Consider the following 24,937-nt stretch of genomic DNA (forward strand, 5'->3'; position numbering starts at 1 on the left):
CCAGAGCGCCGATTGGCTCAGCAATTGGTGCAAGCGGTCTCGGCGTCGCGCTGTTTGAAGAAATAATCCCGGCCGATGGTGATCGACTTTACCCCGGATGACGTGACATCGGGCATGAACATCAGCAACTCATGCGGGATGGAAAGTTCGACATGGATGAGGAAGCTGTCTTCCACGAGCAGGCGGGTCGGAACGACGACCGGTGATCCCACCGCGTAGGGTCTGAGGTTCTTCTCGTCCCAGGACCAGGTGATTTTCGCCTGTTTTTGTGTATCGATCTTGATGCCGCTGATCTTAAGCTGCAGACCCTTGGTGCTGTAGGGCGCAAAAACTGCCGCCGCGACATCCTGCATGCCTGTGAGATAGGTTTTATCGACGGAGCCCGTTTTCGATATCAGGTCATTGATGGTGGCGGCCGCGCTGCTTGCCCGCTTGTAGGTGTTGTAGCCGATCGTCAATTCGAAAGAGGTCAGATAGAGCGCGAGCAATATCGGGAAGATGATCGCGAACTCCACCGCGCCCACGCCACGGTTGTCTCTGGCAAAGCGAGAAACGAGCGCCATCAAGCGTTGTTTGCCCTTTGCGGCAACGGACACCAGCCCTGCCATCATGAGCCCCCGCTTGTGATGTATTTCTCGTTCATGAACGCACTCGTTGCGACGATGAGGAAATGTGAAGGCATCGATCCGTCGGCCGGACGTATTTTGGTCAGGTAAGGCCGGATGATATCGGCAATCACACGCCAGCGATAATAGACGCGCAACATGTTGATGGTTTCAGGTCCGCCCGGCTTGAAGCCGAATTGAGCCGTGTCGAGATCGTAATATTCGCCATAGGCTTTCAGGGGTATCGTGGTCGGAATATCCTTGAAGGCGGTGAAGGAACGAAGGTCGATATAAAGCTTCTGCTCTTTCTGGATCTCGTCTGCCGAGCAGGTGATCATAACCGAGACTTCGCTGCAGAAACTTCTGCGGAAATCTTCTTTCGAAATCGAGCTGCTGATCTGCCCGGTGCGCAGTCGCCGCGACATGGTCTCGGTGGCGTTGACCACGACCTGTTCGGCCATAAGGGCGATGAAGGTCTCGATGATTGCGAAGACGACAAGGAAATAGGGAATGGCCAGGATTGCGAATTCGATGGCCGCTGTCCCGTCTCGCGAGAACCCGAATTTTTCCAGCAATGGCTTCAGTCTGGCCAGTCGCATGAGGCGGTGTCGATCTCTAAGAATATGCGGCAAGCGCAACCGTTGAATTTGTTGCGGACCATAACCACCCGATGTTTAAATTCAGTTACTCCGATAAACTATACTTTAGTGATTTCCAAAATTGATACGGCGCATAAAAAAGCCCGGCACGGGGCCGGGCTTTTGGCTGATGTCAGAGAGCTGCTTATTCAGCGTCTGCCTTGGACAGAACCTCGAGCGTGGGCGTTGAGGTGATGTTGTAACCGCAATCAACGTAATGGCATTCGCCCGTTACGCCGCGCGACAGGCTGGACAGGAGGTAGAGTGCGGACCCGCCGATGTCGTCGATGTCAGCCGTCCGCCGCAACGGTGCGTTTTTCTGGTTCCACGCGTAGATCGCCCGCGCATCCGAAATGCCGGCGCCCGCCAGTGTGCGGACCGGACCGGCCGAGATGGCGTTGACGCGGATATCACGCGGGCCATAATCGGCAGCGAGATAGCGAACGGACGCTTCAAGAGCAGCCTTGGCGACGCCCATGACATTGTAGTTCGGAATGACGCGCTGCGAGCCATTATAGGTCAGCGTCAGCATGGAGCCGCCATTCGTCATCAGTTCAGCGGCGCGCTTGGCGATTTCCGTGAAGGAGAAACAGGAAATGACCATGGTGCGGCTGAAATTGTCGCGGGTCGTATCCGCGTAGAGACCTTTCAGCTCGTTCTTGTCGGAAAAGCCGATGGCGTGCACGACGAAGTCCAGCGAACCCCATTTTTCGCGGATCGCCGCAAAAAGCGCGTCGACCGAGGCAATATCCTCGACATCGCAAGGCACGATGAAATCGGAGCCGAGTTCGGCGGCGAGCGGTTTCACGCGCTTGCCGAGCGCTTCTCCCTGATAGGTGAAGGCCAGTTCCGCGCCCTGCGCCGCCAGCGCCTTGGAGATACCCCAAGCGATCGAGTGATTGTTGGCGACGCCCATGATGAGGCCGCGTTTACCCTGCATGATGCCGTTCATGGGCAATTATCCGTTATGACGCTGGAAGACGAGCGTGGCGTTGGTGCCGCCGAAGCCGAAGGAATTGGAAAGGATGGTGTCGATTTTGGCGTTGTCGATGCGGCTGCGAACGATCGGAACACCCGCAAATTCCGGATCGAGCTCGGCAATATGCGCGCTTTCGCCGATGAAGCGTTCCTGCATCATCAAGAGGCCGTAGATCGATTCCTGCACGCCGGCCGCGCCCAGCGAATGACCGGTGAGCGACTTGGTCGACTGGATATGCGGGATCGTGTTGCCGAAGACTTCGCGGATCGCGCCGATTTCCTTGCTGTCGCCAACCGGCGTTGAGGTGCCGTGAGTGTTGATGTAGTCGATGTCACCCTTGACGGTGGAGAGCGCCTGCCGCATGCAGCGGATTGCGCCTTCGCCCGACGGAGCCACCATGTCGTAGCCGTCGGAGGTCGCGCCGTAACCGACGATTTCGGCGTAGATCCTGGCGCCGCGCGCCTTGGCATGTTCCAGTTCTTCGAGAACCAGCACGCCTGCACCGCCGGCGATCACAAAACCGTCGCGGTTGACGTCATAGGCGCGCGAGGCGACGCTTGGCGTCTCGTTATATTTGGACGACATGGCGCCCATGGCGTCGAAGAGGTTGGACATGGACCAGTCGAGATCCTCGTGGCCGCCCGCGAACATCACGTCCTGCTTGCCCCACTGGATCATCTCGGCGGCGTTGCCGATGCAATGCGCCGAGGTGGAGCAGGCCGACGAGATGGAATAGTTGACGCCGTGGATCTTGAACCAGGTGGCGAGCGTGGCCGATGCGGTGGAAGACATGGCCTTCGGCACGGCAAACGGGCCGATGCGCTTCGGGCTGTTGTTCTTCAGCGTTATGTCGGCTGCCTCGACGATGGTTCGGGTGGAAGGACCGCCCGAACCCATGATGATGCCGGTGCGCTCATTGCCGCTGATATCGCTCTCTTCGAGGCCGGAATCGGCGATCGCCTGCTTCATGGCCACATGGTTCCATGCACCGCCCTGCGACAGGAAGCGCATGGCGCGGCGGTCGACCAGATCGGTCGGGTCGAGAGACGGCTTGCCCCAGACCTGGCATTTGAAACCGTGCTCGGCAAAATCCGGCGAAAATGAAATGCCGGATTTGGCATTGCGCAACGATGCGGTGACTTCAGCGGCATCACCGCCGATGGAAGAAACAATACCGAGGCCGGTGACAACAACTCGTCTCATGAAAGGGACCTTTTCTTAAGATTTCGGCTGGACGACCGAAGCCGCCCGGCTTTTGTCAGGACTATTCCGTCTGCCTCAGGCAGCCTTTTCCTTCGACAGGCCTACGCGCAGGTCCGTCGCCTGATAAATGGTTTCGCCGTCCGCCTTCAGCCAGCCATCGGCGGTGCCAAGCACCAGACGCCCGCGCATCACGCGCTTGAAATCAATACCATACTGAAGCAGCTTGGTGTGAGGGCGCACCATGCCCTTGAACTTCACTTCGCCGGTGGAAAGCGCCATGCCGCGGCCTTCTTCACCCAGCCAGCCGAGGAAGAAACCCGTCAGCTGCCACATGCCGTCAAGGCCGAGGCAGCCCGGCATGATCGGGTTGCCCTGGAAGTGGCAGGGGAAATACCAGTCGTCGGGGCTGACATCGTATTCGGCACGGATGAAACCCTTGTCGAAGGCACCGCCGGTTTCGGAAATTTCGGTAATGCGATGGACCATGAGCATGGGGGGCAATGGGAGCTGGGCATTTCCCGGGCCGAACAATTCGCCGCGACCGCAGGACAGGATCTCCTCGTAATTGTAACTTGATTGCCTCGTTGCCATACCGCTTTCACTTCCCCAATTACTGGTGTTGATCGACTTCACTAGAGCAAGTTAGGTTCAAAATGAAGCGCTGCAAGGGCAGAGGCCGCTCCGCCCCCATTCTTTGTCTTCGAACCTTCTTTGCAGAAGTCATTACCTCAATATGCCGTCCGCATACAGGAACCATACGGCTGGAACCAGAGGAAATTTGCAGGAAAGGCCGGTTTGCCGCCATTTGCCGCGCCTAAGCCACGCTGAAACTATTGAAAGCACTCGCTGCAAAAGATATATGCTAATGCAATTGATAGGTTTCATACCCTCTGTTTGGAATGGGATTGCATGGCATTTGACGCCACATTGGATATCGGAACGAGGCTGCGGCGCTCGGGGCTGCGCCCCACGCGCCAGCGTGTGGCTCTGGGCGATCTTCTCTTCGCAAAGGGCGATCGACACCTGACGGTGGAGGAACTGCACGACGAGGCGGTCACCGCCGGCGTGCCTGTTTCCCTCGCCACCGTCTACAACACGCTGCACCAGTTCACCGAAGCCGGCCTGATCCGCGTTCTGGCCGTGGAAGGCGCGCGCACCTATTTCGACACCAACGTCTCGGATCACCACCACTTCTTCGTGGAGGGCGAAAACGAGGTTCTCGATATTCCGATCAACAATCTCCAGATCGACAATCTGCCGGAAGCGCCCGAAGGCATGGAAATCGCCCATGTGGACGTGGTCATCCGCCTTCGCCGCAAGCGCGGTTGAAGCCTGGCCCGATCGTTGATGTGAAAAAGGCGCCCATGGGCGCCTTTTCTGTTTTCAGCGGTCATTTCCATATGTCACTTCATGACATCTTCCGGCCGTCTGCCCGGCTTCGCCTTGTAGGGCGGGAAAGTCCAGCCAAAGACCAGGGCGCCGGACCGGACGCCGAAGGCTGTCAGGGCGCCCGCCGCTGATGCCGCATAAAGCGGTGCGCCAAGGAAATAGACGACAATGAAGATGGAGGAGCCCAAAAGTGCGCAGGTGATGTAAATCTCCGGCCGCAGGAGCACGGAAGGCTCGCCGGCGAGAATATCGCGCAGCACGCCGCCGAATGTTGCCGTCAGAACGCCGGTAACGATGGCGACGGTCGCGGAGCCGCTTGCGGCAAGGCCCTTGGCTGCGCCCATGACGCAATAGGCGGAGAGACCAAGCGCATCGAGCCAGATCAGTACTCGATAGCGGGACTCGAAAAGATGCGCAGTGAAGAACAGCAGCACCGCGACCGACACGCAGACGAGGATATAGGTGGGGTTTATCACCCAGAAGACCGGCGTTCTGCCCAGCACGAGATCACGCACCGTGCCGCCGCCGATGCCGGTCGCTGCTGCGAAAAACAGGAAGCCGATCAGGTCGAGCTGCTTGCGCGAGGCGGCGAGCGCGCCGGTTGCGGCAAAGACGGCGACACCGGCATAGTCGAGAAAACCCAGAAGCGTCATGAAAAGGTTCCCCCTGGAAATACGGGCTGCGAACACGTCAGTGTCGCGCAAGCACTAAACTCTAGGCTGGCCGCCCGGATGATCGCAACATCCATAACCGAAACGGATGCAAAGGAAAATGCCGTGCGAATCGCTCTCGTTGCCGCTCTTCAGGCGCTGGTTCTCTTGATGTTTCCGGTGGCGCTCTCGGCGCAGCAGCAGCTGGTGAGCGACCCGGAGATCTATGAAAAGGATCATTTCCGCACCGAGTGCAAGGTGGCGGCCTTCGGCGACGATTTCGTCACGCGGCAGGATATCAACAATGACGGGCTGATGGACGCCGTCGTCAATCACGGCGTTCTCGATTGTGACGGCGAAAAGGGCCGCAGCTGCGACGACGAGGGATGCCCCTATAATTTCTATGTCCAGGTGAAGGAAGGCGGTTATCTGATGATCGCGACGGCCCGGATTTACGGTTATGATTTCATCAAGCGCTTTGGCAACATGGTTTTCGTGCTGAAGATGCATCCGCGTTATTGCGAGCGCACCGACAAGGAGCCCTGCCTGATGACGGTGCGGGTACGCGGTACGAAATTCGTCACCATTTCGCGAAAGTGAAGGTGACGATTTTCAGAGCGTGATTCTTCGGATTTTGACCCTTTGATTGTAGCGCTGCCGAAGCGAGCGCGGAATGATGAAGGTGGCGATGGCGACGGCGAAAACCGTGGCCGCAACCACCCACAGGGCATTGGACTGCAGCTTGGCGGCGAGAACGGCGCCGCAGATCGCACCGCTGATCATGCCGAGCCAGGGCACGATCTGAATGCCCCAGTCGAGGCTCCGTTCGCCGAGAAGAAAGCGACCAATGCCACGGCCGAAGCGGGAAAGAGCGCCGGTCACATAGGTGAGGCCGATTGGCAGCCCCTCAATATGTTCAACGGCGGCGTTGACCATGCCCATGGCGAAAACGACGAGATAAAATTGCGCGAGAGCGGAAGCCTCGCCCCCGAGCAGCGCGGCGATTGTTACCAGCAGTCCCACCGCCATCAGAACGGCAAAGATGCGCCGGTCGAACTTATGCGCCACCACGATGCCGCCTGCATTGCCCGCCACGAAGGCAATGATCGCGAAAAGCAGTTTTGCTGCATGAGAATAGAGGCCAGCCTCCACCGAAACGGCGGCTCGCGTGGTGTTGCCGGTCATGAAGGACACGAAGTCACCTGAAATATGCAGGCCCACCGCATCCGTCATGCCGGCGATGAAGGAAATGGCGGCAACCAGCGCAATTCCGGTTCCGGTTCGCCTTGCCCTGATGATACTGCGGCGTCTTTGTCTGGTCATGGAAAAGCTCGATATGGAAAAACAGCGGTCCTGCGGGCGGGGCCGTGCTATCCTATGTCTAGAATGCCTGATGGTGCTTTTGCAATCTTTCTGGAGGCCTTCGGGAGCTTCTATTTTGTCTAGACAAATATAAAATCCCTGCCTACCATGCCTCAAATAAAGCGAAAAACAACATCGCACAAAAATAAATCAAAAGGGGTTCAGATCATGAAGAAAACATGGGTTCTTGCCACAGTCGCCGCGCTCTTTTCATCCGCTTCCGCCTATGCCGAGACGTCGGTGACGATCGGCATGTCCGGCTGGACCGGTTTTGCTCCGCTGACGCTTGCCAAACAGGCCGGCATTTTTGAAAAGAACGGCCTGAAGGTCGATATCAAGAAAATCCCGCAGGCGAGCCGCCATCTGGCTCTTGCTTCCGGTGACATCCAGTGCGCCGCCACCACGGTGGAAACATGGATCGCGTGGAATGCCAATGGCGTGAAATCCACCCAGATTTTCCAGATGGACAAGTCGCATGGCGCCGATGGCATTGCGGTGCGCAGTGATGTTGCAAAGGTCGCGGATCTGAAGGGCAAGACGGTCGCCGCTTCCGCGCCGGGCACCTCGCCCTATTTCTTCCTTGCCTGGATTCTCAAGGAAAACGGCCTGACGCTCAAAGACGTCAAGGTCGTCAACCTTGAGCCGGGACCGGCCGCGCAGGCATTCGTCGCCGGCCAGAACGACGCAGCCATGACCTATGAGCCCTATCTGTCCACGGTCCGTGCCGCTCCCGACAAGGGCAAGATTCTCGCCACAACACTGGATTATCCCGCGGTAATGGATACCTTCGGCTGCACACCGGACTTCCTGAAAGCCAATCCGCAGGCGGCGAAAGCCCTGGCGGACAGCTATTTCCAGGCCCTTGAGCTCATCAAGGCCGATCCCGAAAAGTCCTATGCGACGATGGGGGCGGATGTGAAGCAGACCGGCGAGGCCTTTGCCGCTTCGGCAAAGTTCCTCGAATGGCAGGACAAGGCGGCCAATCAGAAATTTTTCGAGGGTGAATTCAAGACATTCTCGGAAAAATCGGCGGAGCTGCTGCTGGAAATCGGCGTGATAAAGTCGAAGCCCGATCTTTCCACGCTCGCGGATACGTCCTTCATCAAGTAACAGAAAAAGGCGGCCGCATTCCCTGCAGGGAATATTGCAGCCAAAGATAAGCGAGTGCGTCGATTGTGCGTCACGAAACGCGCACGGCGTTCTGATGGCGCGGCGAAGGTGCCGCGCCGGTTTTCCGGACAGGCGACAGAATGCAACCTCTTCAACCCATAAAGAACAGCACGAGGATTGCCCTCGGCATTCTGTTCTTCGTGCTGTTTTTTTCCGCCTGGGGCTTTGCCACGCTGGGCGGTTTCGTGTCGCCGACCTTTCTGGCCGACCCCATCACCATGCTGAAGGACGGCATCTATCTGCTGACCGATCAGGGGTTTGCCAGCGATATCGGCATGACGATCTGGCGCGTGGTGGGTGGTTTCGTGCTGGCATCGCTCATTGCTGTGCCGGTCGGCATCGCCATGGGGGCCTATAAGCCCATCGAGGCGCTGCTTGAGCCCTTCGTCTCCTTCGCGCGCTATCTGCCGGCTTCCGCCTTCGTGCCGCTGCTCATTCTCTGGGCCGGCATCGGCGAGATGCAGAAGCTGCTGGTGATCTTCATCGGCGCGGTGTTCCAGATCATCCTGATGGTTGCCGTCGCTGTCGCCGGCACAAGGCGTGATCTGGTGGAGGCCGCCTATACGCTTGGCGCGAAGGACCGGGGCGTCGTTCGCCGTGTTCTCATTCCTGCCAATGCGCCCGATATTGCCGAAATCCTCCGTCTCGTTCTCGGCTGGGCCTGGACCTATGTCATCGTCGCGGAACTGATCGGCGCCTCCTCGGGCATCGGCTATATGATCATCAATAGCCAGGCGCTGATGGCGACCGGCCAGATCATCTTCGGCATCATCGTCATCGGCATTATCGGCCTTATTTCGGATTTCGCGTTCAAATCGCTGAACCGGAAGCTTTTCGCCTGGAGGCTTGCCTGATGAGCGAACTCGTTATCAAGGGCGTCAGCCGCACTTTTCCGGGCGTACAGGGCGGGCAGCCGACACTGGCCCTGCAGCCGACGAATCTGGAAATCCCGCGCAATGACTTCGTCACCATCCTCGGCCCGTCGGGATGCGGAAAATCGACCTTGCTGCGCATCATCGCCGGTCTCGACCGTCCGACGACGGGCGAGGTGCTGCTGTCAGGCAAGGCGGTAACGGGTCCGGGCGCGGATCGCGGCATGGTGTTCCAGTCCTACACGCTGTTTCCCTGGCTAACGATCCGCGAAAACGTCGCCTTCGGTCTGCGTGAACGCGGCGTCGCCGAAAAGGAAAAATGGGAGATCGTCGACAGCTATATCGACAAGGTCGGCCTGCGCGGTTTCGAAAACCATTGGCCGAAACAATTGTCCGGCGGCATGCAGCAGAGAACGGCCATCGCCCGTGCCCTGGCGAACGGCCCGAAAATCCTGCTGCTCGATGAGCCTTTCGGCGCCCTCGACAACCAGACACGCGGGCTTATGCAGGAGTTGCTGCTCGGCATCTGGGAGCGTGAGCAGAAGACGGTCATTTTTGTCACCCATGACATCGAGGAGGCGGTCTTCATGGCGTCGCGTGTGGTGACCATGTCCGCAAGGCCGGGCCGCATCAAGTCGATCACGCCGGTCGACCTGCCGCATCCGCGTCACTACACCGTCAAGGCCAGCCCGGAATTTTCTGAGCTGCGCGCGAAGCTTACGGAGGAAATCCGCAGCGAGGCGATTGCCGCCGCCGCCCATGGATAGTTGACCAGCCAAAGGGGAGGATAAAAGCATCGGGATGAGGAGCACAGGCGCCGAGCTTCAGGAAAAATCGCTGCACGAGCGCATCCGCAATGATGTCGAGCGCCATATCATGTCGGGCGAGTGGCCGCCGGGTTATCGTATTCCCTTCGAACACGAGATGACCCGGCACTATGCCTGTTCCCGCATGACGGTGAACAAGGCTCTGGGTGAACTGGTGCAGCGCGGACTTATCGAAAGACGCCGCCGTCTCGGCACCTTCGTTCGCCAGCCCCATGCGCAATCCGCCGTTCTGGAAATCCACGATATCGAGCGGGAGGTGCAGGCGCTCGGTCTGGTCTACGGTTACCGTCTCGACAAACGACGGCTGCGCCCTGTGGGGGAAGAGGACGGCGCGGCCATGGCGCTTGCCGCCGAAGCCCGGGTCCTGGAACTCACCTGCACGCACTTCGCCGGCGGCGTTCCCTTTTGCCTTGAGGAGCGCATCATCAATGTCACCGCTGTTCCGGAAGCGGAAGCCGCGGATTTTTCACAGATCGGGCCGGGGACATGGCTGCTGAAAATGGTGCCCTGGAGCGCTGCCGAACATCGCATCAGCGCCGTTTCCGCCGACCGTAAAAATGCGGCGGCGCTCGGTATTGCTTCCGGCGCCGCCTGTCTGGTCATTGATCGGCGGACCTGGCATGGGGCGGATTATATCACCCGCGTCCGGGTCACCTATCCCGGTGACCGGCATGCCCTCGTTGCGCAGTTTTCGCCCTCGCAGAACAGCTGAAGGCCGTCGATCGGTCAATTTTTTGTAAAGAAGAGTTTACGGGTCGTCTTTTGACAATATAATAGTTGTCAAAAGAACTCAGGTTTATTATCGGAACGTCAAGCTTTCACGACGTTATCCGTTCATGACCCCGGTTTTCAGGAACCGGTCAATCTGCGGATGAGTTCATCGACGGAAATCCGGGATAAAAATTATGTCAGCTGAGACCTCAACTTCTTCCGCATCCTTCAACAAGGCAAACACAACAAGGCATCTCTCCCTTGCCGTCGCTGTCACCTTGCTGGCCGGCTTGAGTGCCGGCGCGGTTTTCGCTCAGACGGCATCGGAGACCCAGATACAGCCCGCACCGCAAACGGAAGCGGTTCAGCCGGCACAGCCGGCGGCCCCCGCAACGCCGAGCGCTCCGGCGGCCGCGCCCGTCCAGCCTTCCGCGACTGCGCCGGAACAGCCGGCCGCCACCGCACCCTCGCAGCCTCAGTCAAATCAGCCCGCACCGGTCCAGCCTGCACCCGCTCAGCCCGCGACGAATACCGTACCGGGCGCCGAAGGCTTGGCGCCGCAGCCGACGCAGACCGAGCAACCCGCACAGACGGGCCAGGCGACCGCGCCGAACGAAGCCGCGACCCCATTGGAGCCTGTCAGCACCGAGCCCGCGAGCGCTGAACATCGTGCGGATATCCCGCATAATCTTTCTCCCTGGGGCATGTTCATGGCGGCCGACTGGGTCGTGAAGGGTGTGATGATCGGTCTTGCCTTCGCATCGCTGGTCACCTGGACGGTCTGGGTCGCGAAGTCTATCGAGCTTGCGGGTGCGCGGGTGCGCGCCGGTGCAACGCTCAAGGTCATTCGCAAGGCAAAAACCCTGCTCGAGGCCACCGAAGCCGTCGAAAAGAAGGGCGGGCCGGCGGCGCTGATGCTGCGCATGGCAACCCATGAAATGCAGCTTTCCGATGCGGTGGTTGAGCATACGGACGGCGGCGGTATCAAGGAGCGCGTCTCTTCGGCGCTGTCGCGTATCGAAACCCATGCCGGCCGCCGCATGTCGCGCGGGACTGGGGTTCTGGCGACGATCGGTTCCACGGCTCCCTTTGTCGGCCTGTTCGGCACCGTCTGGGGTATCATGAACTCCTTCATCAGTATTTCGGAATCGCAGACCACCAACCTCGCCGTCGTCGCGCCGGGTATTGCCGAGGCGTTGCTCGCCACCGCCATCGGTCTTGTCGCCGCCATTCCGGCCGTGGTGATCTATAACGTCTTCGCCCGCTCCATCACCGGTTACCGCCATCTTCTGGCGGATGCCGCAGCCGGCGTGGAACGCCTCGTCAGCCGCGACCTCGATTTCCGCCGTATTCCGCCGGGCAGCACCAGCAAGCCCGCCGTGTCTCTGGTTGGACGGTGATCGGTCATGGCTGGCGGCATTCGCGAAAATAGCGGAGACGATCTCTCCGAAAACCACGAGATCAACGTCACGCCCTTCATCGACGTGATGCTGGTTCTGCTCATCATCTTCATGGTGGCCGCACCGCTGGCCACCGTCGATGTGAATGTCGATCTGCCGGCATCCACCGCCAAGCCGGCGGAACGTCCGGAAGAGCCGCTCTATCTGACGGTGAAGGACGATCTTTCGCTCAATCTCGGCAATGATGCGGTTGCACGCGAAGCCTTGGCGGCCGCGATAGACCGGCAGACGGGCGGCAAGAAGGATACGCGCATCTTCCTGCGGGCCGACAAGGCGGTCGATTACGGCCACTTCATGGAAATCATGAATCTGCTGAGAGATGCCGGTTATCTGAAGATCGCCCTTGTCGGGCTGGAAAACGCGGCTGCCGCATCGCAGCCTGCCGCCGCTGGCCAGCCCGTGGCGCCGGCAGCGCAGGGAACCGCGCCATGACTGAAAACGGCTACCCGCAGGCCCGGCATTCCCGTCTCGGGGAAGTGACGCTGTGGTCCGCCGCGGCGTTGCTCATGCTGGGCGTTCACGCCGGTTTTGCCTATTATCTTATGCAGGAGCCCGAGGAACTGGATGCCGGCGGGCCGCCGCCTGCTGCGATCATGATCGAAATGGCGGCGATACCAGAAGCCGTCAAGACCGAAGAAACAACGCAGGCGCAGGATGTCGAAGACGCCGAAGAGGTGAAGAGCGACAGCAGCGAACCGGTGGAGGAAGCCGCCCCGGAAGAGCCGCCGCCGCCGGAGCCGGTTGCGGAAACGCCGCCGCCGCCCGAGCCGGTGCAGCCGCCTGAACCGCCGGTCGAGGAGATCGTCGAACCGCAGGAAATTCCTGAGCCCGTGGAGCCGATTGACCCCGTTCAGGAGCAGATGATGGCGGAACTCGAAAATGTCGAGGTTCCCTTACCCGTCATGCGGCCTCCGCCGCCACCTGTCGAAAAAAAGGTGGAAAAGAAACAGCCGGAAGAGAAAAAGAAGGTCGATCGCCAGCGTCCCAAACCGCAGCAGGCATCGGAACTGCGCGAAACGGCGAAGGCTGAAGCCCAGCAGTCCGACCGGACGGCGGCGTCGCGCAGCAATGCCGGCTCCTTCTCGGCCTCGTCCATGTCAAATGCCGACTGGGGTGCGAAAGTGCGCTCGGCGATGCAGCGGCGACTGGTCCGTTCGGCTGGAAAATCGGGAATGACGATCACGGTTTCTTTCAGGATCGATAGCGGCGGTTCCGTTGGCGGTGCGAGGATTATTTCATCCACTGGCGACTCGGCGATGGATCAGAAGCTTTTGGCGGTCATACAAAAAGCGTCCGTCTCGCCGCCGCCGCCAGGCGCAAATACGAGTTTCACCCTGCCGATTCTTTTCAAGTAGGCGAAACAACCCGACCACATGAGGGCATCCCGACTCTGGAGAGGACGGGATGCCCGATTTATTTTCGATGTTGATTTGCAGCGACCGTATACCGCAGAGTAGGACCAATCGTCCCATCGCATGCAAGCCAACAGGAATCACGAAAATCATGAAATTCTCAATCGCAGAGGCGGAGGATCTCGTATCCTCTATCTTTGAGCGCAACGGCGTTCTGCCGCAAAACGCCCGCTCGGTCGCAAAGGCGCTCGTCGCCTCCGAAGCGGCTGGTCAAAGCGGCCACGGTTTTCGTCGCATCCCCGTTTATGTTCGGCAGGCGCGGGTTGGCAAGGTCGACGGCAAGGCGCGTCCCTTGGCGACGCGCGTGAAGCCGGGCGTGCTGTCGATCGACGCCAATCACGGTTATGCCTATCCGGCGATCGATTGCGCCCTTGAGGAATTGCCTGATGTGGTACGGCAGCAGGGCATCGCGCTTGCCGCGATCCACCGCTCCCATCATGCGGGTGTCATGGCGTTGACCGTCGAGCGGCTTGCCGAAATGGGTCTTGTCGCGCTCATGTTCGCCAACGCGCCGGCATCCATGGCGCCCTGGGGCGGCAGCAAGCCGCTTTATGGAACCAATCCAATCGCCTTCGCTACCCCCGTCGGCGGCGCCGATCCGCTGGTCATCGATCTGGCCCTGTCGAAGGTCGCGCGCGGAAAGATCATGGCCGCCCGCCAGAAGGGTGAAACGATCCCCGGCGACTGGGCGCTTGACAGAAACGGCCGGCCGACGACCGATCCCGAAGAGGCCATAGAGGGAACCATGGTGCCCGCGGGCGAGGCCAAGGGTGCCGCGCTGGCATTGATGGTTGAGATCATGGCTGCGGCGATTACCGGCGGAAACTTCGCATTCGAGGCTTCCTCCCTTCTGGACGACAAGGGCGCGCCACCCTCTCTCGGCCACACGATCATCGCCATAGACCCCGTATCGTCAGGCGGTGCGGCCTTTACCGAGCGGCTGGCGCTCATCGCCGGCGAGATAGAAAAGCAGGAAAATGTGCGTCTGCCCGGCCGCCGCAGCCAGGGGATTCGCAAACAGGCGCTGGAAAGCGGCATCGTGATCGAAAGCGATATTCTGGCCGAAATTCAATCGCTTTGACGTGACAATAAAAACCCGGCGGATCGAATATGACCCGCCGGGCAAACCGTAAATGGCCGCTTTGCATTTGCGTCGATAGAGCCGGACATCATGTCCAGCCCGCTTTTGGTCCGCCATCCCGCCATTGATATGGAGAGATTTGACGCAGAAAGCCGCTCATTCGGTTTTCAGCTTACGGGAGGGGACGTTTCGCGTAAGCCTGGATGATCATTTGTCGATTATGCATCCTGTTCGATCAGGCCGCGCAGCAGGGCGATGCTGACGGCATTCAGCAGATTGGTCGCACCCAGCCTGTGGCGCACCCTTTCAAGAGTATCTTTCACATCCGCTTCATCCGCACCGGTGATCAAGGCGACATGGGACGGATGCTTGCCCCGCGCCACGAGCCCAAGATAATGCCGCTCACGCTCCGAAAGGATGATTTCCCGCGCCTGGCGATGTTCATGTGGCGTATTTGAAGACATTTTCTTTCAGCCTCAAAAGAGATTGACCTTGCCGGGGGCACGATCAGGCAATGGTTCATTCCCCAAAACCGGTTCGTGAACCGTTCTGTCTACACGCGAACGGAAACGCCAATTTCGCCAATAGGTTTCATTTCGCATTGGAAATTATGCAATAAAAGGCCGTTTTCGCAGCCAGACGATTCCGGCGGACGCTGTGTTCCGGGCATTGAAAGGAACTGCGACATCGATATTGCCAGAGACCACAATCGGTCTGGCGCGTAATGCAGCTTCAAAGCTTTGGAATGTTTTCGTCACACCCGAAGGATATGCGGCGCTCTAATAGGCGATGTGCTGCACCGATAGAATAACATCTCGCGCCAAGTTTTTCGTTTTATTGTTATGTTTCGGCACACATCATAATCGGCGCCGACATATTTCTCAAATTTAATGTGTCATTCCGAAATATTGATGCCGACAACATGGATCATCCGGCGGAATGATGCGCGTGTTTCTTGCGAATATCGGTCGGTGTTGCCCCGAACCAGCGGGAAACGGAACGCGAAAACGCGCCGGGTGTCGAATAGCCCAGCCTGTAGCTAATGTCGGATACCGGAAGATCGCTTTCCACGAGGAGCTTGAAACCGGCGTTTTTGCGGATGGCGTCCTTTATCTCGTTGAGATTGGTGCCGAGTTCGGCGAGCCGCCGTTGAAAACTCCGTTCCGACAGGTTGAAATAGGGGGCGATCTCCCCGAGCGACAGCTCGGCATCCGACAGCCGCATCTGCATGTAACGTTTCACCTGATCGATGAAATGGGTCGCATCCGACGATGTTTCCGGTCGCAACATGCGGCACTGCAGGTTCATCAGCTCGAACAGCCGCTCATCCGCATTCGGATTGACCACATCGAGAAGCGATACTGGCAGACGCATGGTATGGATGGGCTGGGAAAAACTGACGCGCCTCGTCATTCGTTCTCTAAATAGTTGAATATTATTCGGTTTCGGCCGCTCCAGACCGATCTCTATCTGGTTTATACGATCTCCGAGAATATCACGCAGGCGCTGCACCAGGACGGCGAGCGACAAATCCACATATTGATCGCGTTTGGCGATAACCGGTGCGAAGGACCATGACAGGGTTACCTGCGTGGCATCCGTTACCATGGTGAAATTGCTGTTATTGGTCGCGTAATAAACATGGTCCTGAAGAAAGCGCAGGAACGCCCTTACCGTCGGTGCACTGATCAGGCCATATCCGAATGCGCCGGATGCGCCTGCGGGAAAGGCTGAGGCACATTGCAGACCGAAGGCATCGTCACCGGAAATCAGTGCGCAGGTTTCGAGCAGACGTGAAAATCTATCGAGGCTGATACGCTCCGTCAGGCTGCTGAATGTGGCTGGATCAATATTCAAGGCCTTGCAGATGGGAGCGATATCGATGCCCCGTGACCGGGCATAATTGCTGACGCCGGCAGCCAGACCGGCGACCACAGTTATCTCATCACTGACCCTTTTTTCGGGCATCCCTCGCCTTGGCGTACCATGTTTGGAAATTGTCGCCTGATGGTAAGCCTTGAAAGGGCGTTTGTCGAGCAGCCAGGCCGGGGGATTTTAAGCGCGGCCCACACCGGCGCTTTGCTCCAGCACCCGCATGATGGTTTGGCCGGCATCTTCGATTGCGCCGCTATTATCGACGGTTATGACATCGAAGTCCCCGACGACGGCCAGCGAGCTGCGTTCCAGCCGCCGGAGGATATCGTCCCGGCTTTCCCGCCCGCGTTGCTCCAGCCGCCTTGCCAGCACCTCCGGCCGCGCGACGATGTTCACGACCTTGAGACGGGAAAAGGCGGTGCCGAAATGGGGAAGTGCCGAGCGCGAGCCATTGGCGATGACCACGTCGCCCGCCTCGAGATGACGATAGACCGCAGCCGGGATGCCGTATTTCAGCCCATGTGCCTGCCAGGAGACCGCGAAGGCGCCCGCCTCTTCCAGCCGATTGAACTCATGTATCGAAACGGCATCGTGATTTTCACCGCCAGCATCGCCGCTGCGGGTAATGACACGGCGGGTGAAGTGAAAACCCGGCCGGCTGGAAAGCTGTGTCGCTGCATAGTCCATCAGCGTGTCCTTGCCGGCCCCGCTGGGGCCGACAATCACGATCATCGTGCCGGGCAATTGTTCGCGCCGGCTATCCTGCCCATCGCCGGTCATGCCACGCGCTTGCCCTGCCGCCAGACCGAACGGGCGACCGGCACACCATCCTCGCGATGAACCCGAACCAGATCGGCCCGCAGTCCCGTTGCGATACGACCACGGTCAACAAGGCCAACCGTCCGGGCGGGCGTGGCAGTGACCATGCGGAGCGCTTCCGGCAGAGAGATGGCTTCCACCTGATCGGCGAGCAGGAAGGGCGCGAAGAGCAGGCTGAACGGCACATAATCGGAAGAAAGAACATCCAGCACGCCGATCTCGGCCAAATCGCGGGCGGCGATATTGCCGGAATGGGATTTGCCGCGGACGATGTTCGGCGCACCCATCAGCACGCTCATGCCGGCGCTGTGCGAGGCCTTTGCAGCCTCGACGCTGGTGGGGAATTCCGCCAGTTTCACGCCGTGGCCGATCGCCTCGCCGACATGCGCTTCGGTGGCGTCGTCATGGCTTGCGACGGTGATGCCGCGTTCGGCGCAGCGGGCGGCCAGATAATCGCGGTGCTTGGCGGAAAATTCCGCCGAAGCAGCCTGCCGCCGCCGCACGAACTCGGCGAAAGCCTCGTCGCTCAAACCGCGCTTCTTCTGGTAATAGAAAATGTACTGATCCATCGATTGGAACTGGCGCTGACCCGGGGAGTGGTCCATCAACGAAATCAGCCGCACGCGGGGATCGGTTTCGAAGTCTTCGAAATGCTCCAGCACATCGGCGGAGGCGACCTCACAGCGCAGATGCAGCAGGTGGTCCGCACGCAGGCGGTTCTGGTCCGCCGCCGCCTCGATGGCGTCAGCCATTTCGCGCATTTCGCCCTTCTTGAAACCGCCATCCTCATCCGAGCCGAGCCGCAGGCAGTCGAATACGGTGGTGATGCCGGAGGCCGCGACCTGCGCGTCATGGGCCTGAATGGCGGCGATCTTGTCCCAGATAACGCCAGGGCGCGGCGAATAATGCTGCTCCAGATGGTCGGTGTGCAGTTCCACCAGGCCGGGGATCAGGAAGTCACCTTCGAGGTCTTCTCCGGTCTTGGAGGCGCCTTCGCTGATATCGGCGATCTTGCCGTCACGGATCAGGACGGAGCCCAGAATAATATCGTCTTCCAGAACGATACGGGCATTGGAAAGGGCGTGCTCGGTCATGGGTTCGCATCTTTCTTTGGTGGCTGGCCAAGGGGGTGCCAGCTATGAACGGTAAAGGGCGCGCCACGCGTTTCTTCAATGAACAAAGCGAGGCCGGAAATGCTGAGGGGCTGATCAACGAACTCGGAAAACCGCGCCGAAAGCACCTCGTGCATGGCGGGCTGATCGCTCTCGTCGATGCGGCCGGTCAGCGTCATGTGAAAACGGAAGTCATCCATCACATGCGGATAACCCCAGAGCGACAGATTTTGCCGCTGGCTCTCCGTCAGCATTTGTGGCCGCCGCCGGGCAATATCTGTCTCGGACAGGGGTGCGCGAAACCGGTCGAAATGATCGACGATCTCGGCGGCAAAATCCTGCAGCGGCTGGTAAATGCGGTCCGGAACCAGTGCGAAAAAAGGCCCGAGCGCACCGACGACGACGCGGGGAATTTCGAAGGCAGGCTGGCTGGCCGCGAAATCTTCGAAGGCCGCGAGCAGCTCCGCCTCGCTGTATTTTTCGGCAAGTTCGAAAGGCGCCTTCAGGGTGGCGTGGAAACCATAACGGCGGGGTTCTTCCGTCATCTCGGCATAGTCGTCGTGGTCGTCATGCAATGTGTCGGAAAATGCATTTCGGCCCAGCCAGCGCGACGCTGCTTCAGTCAGCGGATGATCCTTAGCCGGAGAAAAATAGATGGCGTAGCGCACGGCAAGCACTCTTCAGTGTCATGGGAAACCAGGGATGAGAAGCTATTTGGCGTGACTCGCCCGCTTCCCGCAAGGTCAGGAGTGCGAGGTAATTGGTTTCCGTGACAGAATGATGATGCCGAGGGAAAAAAGCGCATTCGAAATGCGGCAGAGTTCGCGAATGCGCTCCAATGGCAGATGGACGAGGCGAGGGGGATATGTTCGGCGTCCGTGAGGGCTCTGCAAATGCCCGAGGGGCGGGACAACAAATGCCGTTGTGGCTTTTATCATCCCGCTCTTTTTAGGCTTAGTGCTGTGTTTTACCGATCAGGCGCGAACGCAGGGAATTGGAGATGTGGTCGAACAGGAAAACGACAAAGAGGATGAGCAGAACCATATAGGCGACCTTGTCCCAGTCGGCATTCGTACCCATCGCCTCCAGCAGTTTCAGGCCGATGCCGCCGGCACCCACCGCACCGATGATGGTGGCGGAACGGGTGTTGCTTTCCCAGAAGTAGAGCGATTGCGAAATGAAGACCGGCAGAACCTGCGGCAACACGCCGAAGCGATTGACCGCAATCGGGGATGCACCGACCGACTTGACGCCCTCGCGCTGCTTGTCGTCCACATTTTCCAGTGCCTCGGCGTAGACTTTGCCAAGCGCGCCGGTATCGGTGAAGAAGATCGCGGCAATGCCGGGGATCGGTCCGGGGCCGAAACTGCGGGTGAAGAACAGCGCCCAGATCAGCATGTCGATGGAACGCAGGAAGTCGAACAGGCGCTTCATGCCCCAGTTTGCGGCCTTGTTGGCGGTGATGTTGCGGGCGGCGATGAAGGCGAGCGGCAGGGCAACGAGCGTGCCGAACAGCGTGCCCACAAATGCCATCACCAGCGTCTGCATCAGCTTGGAAAGAATATCGGCATGTTGCCAGACGCTGTTGTCGAGGAAATCATCGACCATATGGCCGATGTTGGAGCGTTCGGGATCGAGCCTTTCTCCCCAGAGCGCCAGCGCGGCAAGTTCGCCATAACCCTTGCCCCAGAATTCCGATTTGGTGTCGAACAGGAAGTTGGCCCATCCAAGGAAACGGCGCTGCACATAGACCTGGCTGGTGCGGATTTCCGCCTGGCCAGCAAAGCCGTAATGCACGAGAACCTTCTTGCCGTCCTGCTGGATTTCGTCGGGCAGGCCCTGCGGAGCGACCGCCGCATCGTCATTGATGATGACGGGGTAGTTCTTGCCGTCGACATAGACATCCACCCGGGTCGGGGTCACATCGAGGCGGTTTTGCGTACCGGCATAGACCACACTGTAGCCGCCGCCCGGCAGGGGCTGCAGCCAGTCGATCTTCGCATCGGCGGGATATTGCCCGCGGCTTGACCATTGCGGCTCAACCTTGCCGTCTTCAAAACGCAGGCGCGGCTGGGCGCGCCAGGAATACCAGTCCTGAATATAGCTCGAAGCGCGATCCCACCGCCCCTGCATGAAAGCCGGTCCGACATTGAAGAAGAAAAAGCAGCCGATGAGATAGGCGGTGACGGCAAGAAGGCCCACGAGCAGGCCATACCGTTGCATGAAACTGCGGTTGAATACGCCGGGATATGCAGCCGTCAGCCTCTCGCGGTCGGCGGTGTTGAGAATGAAGCTGGACGACATCAGGCCGCTCCCCGTCCGAATTCGAAGGATTGTTGGCCGATCAGCTTACGGCGCAGCCAGCTGGAAAACTGGTCGACGGCGATGATGGTGATCAGCAGAAGGATGATGATGGCATAGGTCTTCGACGCGTGATCGTTACCGATCGACAGGCGGAAGACCTCGCCGATGCCGCCGCCGCCCACAGCGCCGATGATGGTGGAGGCGCGCACGTTGATTTCGGCGCGCAGCAGCGCGTAGGACACGAAATTGGGCAGCACCTGCGGCACGATGGCGAAGCGCACCCGCTCCAGCCAGTTGGCACCAGCGGCGCGCAGGCCTTCATCCGGTTTCATGTCGGCATTTTCGACGACTTCGAAGAAGAGCTTGCCGAGCGCACCGATCGTATGAACCGAAATCGCAATGATGGCCGCGATCGGACCGATCGACAGGATGGCGGTCAGCAGTCCGGCGACGACGATTTCAGGAAAGGCGCGCAGCACTTCCATCACCCGGCGCACCACCCAGCGCACGAGGCCAGCGCCGACGAGATTGGTGGAGGCAAAGAAGCAGAGCACGAAGGCGAAACTCGTGCCGATGATTGTCGAGACCAGCGCGATATTGAGTGTGATGATCAGCTGGTAGATGAAATGCGGGATGTAGAAGCCGTCGGTGATGTAAACGCGATCCGCGACATAATTATATTTCAGCGAACCATCCGCATAGGGCGACGGCAGGTCGAACATCGCCCGGAAGATTTCCAGCGGACTATCGGGCACGAAGGTCTTCATGAAATCGAAGAAATAGGGCAGGCGCTCGAAGAATTTTCCCGAATTGGCCGCATTGGCGAAATTCAGGGAGGCGGCGAGGATGACGAGAAAGATCACGAGCGAAATGACGGTATAGATCCGCCGTGTCGCAAGCTGCTGTTGATAATGGCGCATGACCGTCCGGGACGATGCGCTCAACCCCTCGGATGAGAGGGTACCATTGTGCAGTGTGGTCGCCATGCCGCTTTTCCTTTATTGGCAAAAGCGGCGGCGCCGTGGGGCACCGCCGCTTCCGGATATGATCTGAGGATCAGCCGCCGATAACGGACTTACGGGCGTCGATGATCGTCTGGTAGAAGGACGGGTCGACCTTGATGTAGGCGGTGTTCTTGCCCTGGGTGAAGCCCTGGAAGCATGCGAGGTCCTTCTTCGGCAGTTCCATGAAGAAGTTTTCGACCTTCTGCTTCATCGCGTCGCCCAGCTTGTTGGTGACCATCAGCGGACCGTTCGGGATCAGCGGCGACTTCCAGACTTCGACGATATCGTCCATGTCGAGGTTGCCCTTCTTGACCATCTGGTAGAGGTTGCCGGCGGTGTAGCCTTCTTCCCACTTGCCAACGCCCGAACCGAAGGTGGTGCCAACGTCGAACTTCTTGTCGAGAACGGCGAGAACGAGGTTCTCATGGCCGCCGCCGAAGCCGGTTTCGGAGAAGTATTCCTTGACCGGAACGCCGGTTTCCTTCGGGATAGCCACGTTCGGAACGAGGAAGCCGGAGGTGGAGTCAGGGTCGGCGAAGCCGATCTTCTTGCCCTTGGCGTCAGCCAGCGTCTTGATGCCGCTGTCCTTGCGGGCAACCATGATCGTGTAATAACCGGTCGAACCATCGGCGCCAGCCGTGGTCAGGATCGGGTCAACGGCCTTCGGATCGGCCAGAGCGATCTTGGCGTAGGAGGATGCGCCCATGGAAGCGATGTCGATGGTGCCGCCGAGCAGGCCCTGGATGACGCCGTTATAGTCCGGCGACGGGAAAACCTGAACTTCGGAAACGCCGGTTGCAGCCTTGAGGCCATCGGCAACGCACTTGGTGTTGCGGATCTGGTCGGCTTCGTTTTCGGAACCGTCGAGACCGATGCGCAGAACCTTGACGTCCTGAGCCATGGCGGAACCGGCCAGAACGCCAAGGGCGACTGCCGAAAGAAGGACTTTCTTCAACATGGACTTTCTCCTGTTTCCCGGCGAGCCGGAGTTTGTTGTGAAGTGTCGGCCCTTGACGCGGGCGCAAACGATGCTGAGCGGTTCCTCAGAGCCCGGCGAGAGCGAGCGGTTCGGGACCGGCAGATTGTTGCACCGGACGCGCGGCAAGCTGCGCGCCGGGAATATTGATGCTGGTCGAGGTCATGGTCTCATCGATGCCGGAGCCTTGAGAATCGGTTCCGTAAATCTCGGTGACGGCGGCAGCCGTCAGCTCCGCAGGCGTCCCGTCGAAGACGACGCGGCCCTGAGACATGCCGATGATGCGTTCGCAATAATTGCGTGCCGTATCCAGCGTGTGCAGGTTGGTGATGACGGTGATGCCTTCGCGCTCGTTGATGTCGCGCAACGCGTCCATCACGATCTTGGCATTGAGGGGATCGAGCGAGGCGATCGGCTCATCGGCCAGCACCATCTTCGGGGACTGCATCAGCGCACGCGCAATGGCGACACGCTGCTGCTGGCCGCCGGAAAGCGTGCCTGCTGCCTGCATGGCCACATGCTCGATACCGAGCCGCTCCAGCGCGGCAATCGCCATCAGCCGCTCTTCATGGGTGAAGATGTTGAAGAGGCTGAGCGCCGTCGAACGGTGGTTGAGGCGGCCGAGCATGACATTGGTGAGCACGTCGAGGCGGGGCACCAGATTGAACTGCTGGAAGATCATGGCGCAGTCGCGCTGCCAGTTGCGCAGCGCCGCACCCTTCAGCGACGATACTTCCGTGTCGTTGAAATGAATGGAACCCGAGGAGGGATCGACGAGGCGGTTGATCATGCGCAGCAGCGTCGATTTTCCCGCACCGGAGCGCCCGATCACGCCGACCATCTGACCCTGCGGTATCTCGACATCAACGGAATCGACCGCAGTGTGGTTGCCGAAACGGCGCGTGACTTGCTTCAGGTGAAAGCTCATTTCCCCGTCCAATCTTCTTTTGACGGGGTTCCACGTAACAGCGGTGCGTGAAGCGTGAGTGTCAGTTTGATGAATAAAATATTACATATTCCCGGGGGCGCGTCCCACGCCTGTTCGCCGACAAAGCTTTCAGGAGGTATCTCGGTGCGCTGAAATCCGCGCGTCCCTTAAAGGCGTAAAAACAAAAATCCCGGAGTCTTGCTCCGGGATTTTCAACTGTTGCAAAAGAGGGAGATTTCATCCGCCATATTTCGCGACGAAATCCTCTGCCGCCAGGTTGCGGAAGTCATCCAGAGCGCCGCGCAGGGCTGCATGGTCCCAGTCCCACCATTGCAGATCATCCATTTGCCGGCCCAGTTCAGCCGGGAAGCGTTCGCGGATGAGCCTGGCGGGCACGCCCCCGACAATCGTGTAGGGCGCCACATCTTTCGAGACGACCGCGCCTGCGCCGATCACCGCGCCGTTGCCGACCGTGACGCCGGGCAGGATGGTCGCACCATGGCCGATCCAGACATCGTGGCCGATCACCACGCGTTTGGCACGGCGGGCGGCGAAGAAGTCCGTCTCGTCTTCCGCATCATCCCAATAGTTGCGGGCACGATAGGTGAAATGGTGCAATGTCGCCCGCTGCATCGGGTGATTGGTGGCGTTGATGCGGACGGAAGCGGCGATGTTGACGAATTTGCCGATGGTGGCGCACCAGATGGCGCCATCCTGCATGACGTAGGAGTAGTCGCCCATCTCGACCTCCTCGAGGCGGCAGCGCTCCGAAATTTCGGTATAGCGGCCGATCGAAGAATTGGTGACGCGGGCACTTTCGTGGATGACGGGTTCGAGACCGACCTTGACACTCATGCCGCTGCCTTCCGGGGCGAGAATTGCGAGACGTCGAGAATGCGATCAGCCACGGCTTCGCGCACCTCCTCGTCGTGGAAGATGCCGAGCAGCGCGGTGCCCTTCTCTTTTTTCTCCCTGATCATGTCGACCACCACACGCCGGTTGGTGGCGTCGAGCGAGGCGGTCGGCTCGTCGAGGAGCAGGATCGCATGATCGGTGATGAAACCGCGGGCGATATTGACGCGCTGCTGCTCACCGCCCGAAAAGGTCGCGGGCGGCAGCGACCACAATTCCCGTGGCAGGTTGAGTTTGGAAAGCAGCATGGCCGCCTGCTCACGCGCATCTTCGGCGGTAACCTTGCGCGCCAGAAGCGGCTCGGCAACGACGTCAATGGCCGCGACACGCGGCACCGTGCGCAGGAACTGGCTGACATAACCGATGGTGCGGTGGCGGATGTCGAGGATCGTGCGCGGCGAGGCATTGCCCATATCGATGACCTCTCCCTGATGTCGGATGAGGATCTGTCCGCTGTCGATGGCGTAATTGCCATAGAGCATTTTCAGGATCGAGCTTTTGCCGATGCCCGAAGGGCCGCCGAGCACGACGCATTCGCCGCCGGAAACGGAGAAGTTGACATCGCGGACGACCGGCAGCTCGATGCCGTCGCGAAGATGCATGGTGAAGCTTTTGAAGACTTCCGAAACAATGAGTGGCGTCGTCATG

The 24,937-nt window shown here is 59.4% G+C and carries 28 protein-coding genes; 10 read left to right on the top strand and 18 right to left on the bottom strand.

Annotation, left to right across the window (positions count from 1 at the left end; genetic code table 11):
- Window positions 1–17: 17 nt before the first annotated feature.
- The 5 genes from ACIQUH_RS13790 to fabA all read right to left on the bottom strand — a co-directional run bounded on the left by ACIQUH_RS13790 (window position 18) and on the right by fabA (window position 4,016).
- The gene (locus ACIQUH_RS13790; protein WP_400815893.1) at window positions 18–611 is read right to left on the bottom strand and encodes a TadE/TadG family type IV pilus assembly protein; all 594 of its coding nucleotides are present in this window, start codon (window positions 609–611) and stop codon (window positions 18–20) included.
- A complete protein-coding gene (locus tag ACIQUH_RS13795; RefSeq protein WP_400815895.1) occupies window positions 608–1,204 on the bottom strand; it encodes a TadE/TadG family type IV pilus assembly protein in 597 nt (198 codons plus the stop codon). Before ACIQUH_RS13795 ends, ACIQUH_RS13790 begins: the two co-directional genes overlap by 4 nt.
- A 184-nt stretch (window positions 1,205–1,388) precedes the next feature.
- The gene (fabI, locus tag ACIQUH_RS13800) at window positions 1,389–2,195 is read right to left on the bottom strand and encodes an enoyl-ACP reductase FabI (protein ID WP_400815898.1); all 807 of its coding nucleotides are present in this window, start codon (window positions 2,193–2,195) and stop codon (window positions 1,389–1,391) included.
- Window positions 2,196–2,201: 6 nt separating this feature from the next.
- Window positions 2,202–3,425, bottom strand: a complete 1,224-nt coding sequence (gene fabB / locus ACIQUH_RS13805) for a beta-ketoacyl-ACP synthase I (RefSeq protein WP_400815901.1) — start codon at window positions 3,423–3,425, stop codon at window positions 2,202–2,204.
- A gap of 75 nt (window positions 3,426–3,500) precedes the next feature.
- Window positions 3,501–4,016 carry a 3-hydroxyacyl-[acyl-carrier-protein] dehydratase FabA gene (fabA, locus tag ACIQUH_RS13810; RefSeq protein WP_003507274.1) on the bottom strand — a complete coding sequence of 172 codons (516 nt, stop codon included), beginning with the start codon at window positions 4,014–4,016 and terminating at the stop codon, window positions 3,501–3,503.
- Window positions 4,017–4,334: 318 nt separating this feature from the next.
- Here fabA and irrA point away from each other — a divergent pair, with 318 nt between their 5' ends.
- Window positions 4,335–4,754, top strand: a complete 420-nt coding sequence (gene irrA, locus ACIQUH_RS13815; protein ID WP_006309975.1) for an iron response transcriptional regulator IrrA — start codon at window positions 4,335–4,337, stop codon at window positions 4,752–4,754.
- 74 nt (window positions 4,755–4,828) lie between these two features.
- Here irrA and ACIQUH_RS13820 read toward each other — a convergent pair whose 3' ends face one another.
- Complete coding sequence (locus ACIQUH_RS13820; RefSeq protein ID WP_400815904.1) at window positions 4,829–5,467, bottom strand: trimeric intracellular cation channel family protein; 639 nt, start codon at window positions 5,465–5,467, stop codon at window positions 4,829–4,831.
- A 78-nt stretch (window positions 5,468–5,545) separates the two neighbouring features.
- Between ACIQUH_RS13820 and ACIQUH_RS13825 the strand changes: the two genes are divergently transcribed.
- Window positions 5,546–6,064 (top strand): hypothetical protein, encoded by a 519-nt coding sequence (locus tag ACIQUH_RS13825; protein WP_400815907.1) that lies wholly within the window; start codon window positions 5,546–5,548, stop codon window positions 6,062–6,064.
- A gap of 12 nt (window positions 6,065–6,076) precedes the next feature.
- On the opposite strand, the gene ACIQUH_RS13830 is transcribed toward ACIQUH_RS13825, so the two are convergent.
- Entirely contained in the window at window positions 6,077–6,787 is a 711-nt protein-coding gene (locus tag ACIQUH_RS13830) for a YoaK family protein (protein ID WP_400815909.1), read from the bottom strand.
- Window positions 6,788–6,994: 207 nt separating this feature from the next.
- On the opposite strand from ACIQUH_RS13830, the gene ACIQUH_RS13835 reads away from it, so the two are divergent.
- From ACIQUH_RS13835 to ACIQUH_RS13870, 8 genes are all read left to right on the top strand, one after another.
- Window positions 6,995–7,936, top strand: a complete 942-nt coding sequence (locus ACIQUH_RS13835; protein WP_400815912.1) for an ABC transporter substrate-binding protein — start codon at window positions 6,995–6,997, stop codon at window positions 7,934–7,936.
- Between the two features lie 140 nt (window positions 7,937–8,076).
- Complete coding sequence (locus ACIQUH_RS13840) at window positions 8,077–8,850, top strand: ABC transporter permease (RefSeq protein WP_400815915.1); 774 nt, start codon at window positions 8,077–8,079, stop codon at window positions 8,848–8,850.
- The gene (locus tag ACIQUH_RS13845) at window positions 8,850–9,635 is read left to right on the top strand and encodes an ABC transporter ATP-binding protein (protein WP_020011222.1); all 786 of its coding nucleotides are present in this window, start codon (window positions 8,850–8,852) and stop codon (window positions 9,633–9,635) included. The genes ACIQUH_RS13840 and ACIQUH_RS13845 overlap by 1 nt, the downstream gene beginning before the upstream one ends.
- Window positions 9,636–9,669: 34 nt before the next feature.
- Window positions 9,670–10,407 carry a histidine utilization repressor gene (gene hutC, locus ACIQUH_RS13850; protein WP_400815917.1) on the top strand — a complete coding sequence of 246 codons (738 nt, stop codon included), beginning with the start codon at window positions 9,670–9,672 and terminating at the stop codon, window positions 10,405–10,407.
- A 193-nt stretch (window positions 10,408–10,600) separates the two neighbouring features.
- A complete protein-coding gene (exbB, locus tag ACIQUH_RS13855; RefSeq protein ID WP_400815919.1) occupies window positions 10,601–11,806 on the top strand; it encodes a tonB-system energizer ExbB in 1,206 nt (401 codons plus the stop codon).
- 6 nt (window positions 11,807–11,812) lie between these two features.
- Entirely contained in the window at window positions 11,813–12,298 is a 486-nt protein-coding gene (gene exbD / locus ACIQUH_RS13860) for a TonB system transport protein ExbD (protein WP_035219571.1), read from the top strand.
- Window positions 12,295–13,221 (top strand): energy transducer TonB, encoded by a 927-nt coding sequence (locus ACIQUH_RS13865; protein ID WP_400815922.1) that lies wholly within the window; start codon window positions 12,295–12,297, stop codon window positions 13,219–13,221. Before exbD ends, ACIQUH_RS13865 begins: the two co-directional genes overlap by 4 nt.
- A gap of 148 nt (window positions 13,222–13,369) precedes the next feature.
- Window positions 13,370–14,359: an Ldh family oxidoreductase gene (locus tag ACIQUH_RS13870; protein WP_400815924.1), complete on the top strand. Its 990-nt coding sequence runs from the start codon at window positions 13,370–13,372 to the stop codon at window positions 14,357–14,359.
- Window positions 14,360–14,577: 218 nt separating this feature from the next.
- On the opposite strand, the gene ACIQUH_RS13875 is transcribed toward ACIQUH_RS13870, so the two are convergent.
- The 11 genes from ACIQUH_RS13875 to phnL all read right to left on the bottom strand — a co-directional run bounded on the left by ACIQUH_RS13875 (window position 14,578) and on the right by phnL (window position 24,936).
- Window positions 14,578–14,823 carry a transcriptional regulator gene (locus ACIQUH_RS13875; RefSeq protein WP_400815926.1) on the bottom strand — a complete coding sequence of 82 codons (246 nt, stop codon included), beginning with the start codon at window positions 14,821–14,823 and terminating at the stop codon, window positions 14,578–14,580.
- Window positions 14,824–15,286: 463 nt separating this feature from the next.
- Window positions 15,287–16,327, bottom strand: coding sequence for an AraC family transcriptional regulator ligand-binding domain-containing protein (locus tag ACIQUH_RS13880; RefSeq protein ID WP_400815928.1), 1,041 nt, complete (start codon window positions 16,325–16,327; stop codon window positions 15,287–15,289).
- Window positions 16,328–16,414: 87 nt separating this feature from the next.
- The gene (gene phnN, locus ACIQUH_RS13885) at window positions 16,415–17,014 is read right to left on the bottom strand and encodes a phosphonate metabolism protein/1,5-bisphosphokinase (PRPP-forming) PhnN (protein ID WP_400815931.1); all 600 of its coding nucleotides are present in this window, start codon (window positions 17,012–17,014) and stop codon (window positions 16,415–16,417) included.
- Window positions 17,011–18,147 (bottom strand): alpha-D-ribose 1-methylphosphonate 5-triphosphate diphosphatase, encoded by a 1,137-nt coding sequence (locus ACIQUH_RS13890; protein WP_400815933.1) that lies wholly within the window; start codon window positions 18,145–18,147, stop codon window positions 17,011–17,013. Before ACIQUH_RS13890 ends, phnN begins: the two co-directional genes overlap by 4 nt.
- Entirely contained in the window at window positions 18,144–18,842 is a 699-nt protein-coding gene (locus ACIQUH_RS13895) for a DUF1045 domain-containing protein (RefSeq protein ID WP_400815935.1), read from the bottom strand. Before ACIQUH_RS13895 ends, ACIQUH_RS13890 begins: the two co-directional genes overlap by 4 nt.
- A 277-nt stretch (window positions 18,843–19,119) precedes the next feature.
- On the bottom strand, window positions 19,120–20,469 hold the full coding sequence (phnE, locus tag ACIQUH_RS13900; RefSeq protein ID WP_400815937.1) for a phosphonate ABC transporter, permease protein PhnE: 1,350 nt from the start codon (window positions 20,467–20,469) through the stop codon (window positions 19,120–19,122).
- Window positions 20,469–21,455 (bottom strand): phosphonate ABC transporter, permease protein PhnE, encoded by a 987-nt coding sequence (gene phnE, locus ACIQUH_RS13905; protein WP_400815940.1) that lies wholly within the window; start codon window positions 21,453–21,455, stop codon window positions 20,469–20,471. The genes phnE (ACIQUH_RS13900) and phnE (ACIQUH_RS13905) overlap by 1 nt, the downstream gene beginning before the upstream one ends.
- A gap of 70 nt (window positions 21,456–21,525) precedes the next feature.
- On the bottom strand, window positions 21,526–22,431 hold the full coding sequence (phnD, locus tag ACIQUH_RS13910; protein WP_060722755.1) for a phosphonate ABC transporter substrate-binding protein: 906 nt from the start codon (window positions 22,429–22,431) through the stop codon (window positions 21,526–21,528).
- Between the two features lie 85 nt (window positions 22,432–22,516).
- A complete protein-coding gene (phnC, locus tag ACIQUH_RS13915; protein WP_400815944.1) occupies window positions 22,517–23,377 on the bottom strand; it encodes a phosphonate ABC transporter ATP-binding protein in 861 nt (286 codons plus the stop codon).
- A gap of 237 nt (window positions 23,378–23,614) precedes the next feature.
- Window positions 23,615–24,232 (bottom strand): DapH/DapD/GlmU-related protein, encoded by a 618-nt coding sequence (locus tag ACIQUH_RS13920; protein WP_400815947.1) that lies wholly within the window; start codon window positions 24,230–24,232, stop codon window positions 23,615–23,617.
- A complete protein-coding gene (gene phnL / locus ACIQUH_RS13925; protein ID WP_080826862.1) occupies window positions 24,229–24,936 on the bottom strand; it encodes a phosphonate C-P lyase system protein PhnL in 708 nt (235 codons plus the stop codon). The genes ACIQUH_RS13920 and phnL overlap by 4 nt, the downstream gene beginning before the upstream one ends.
- Window position 24,937 lies beyond the last annotated feature (1 nt).

The organism is Agrobacterium sp. NPDC090283 (genome assembly GCF_044769685.1).
In the GTDB taxonomy this organism is placed as follows: Bacteria; Pseudomonadota; Alphaproteobacteria; order Rhizobiales; family Rhizobiaceae; genus Agrobacterium.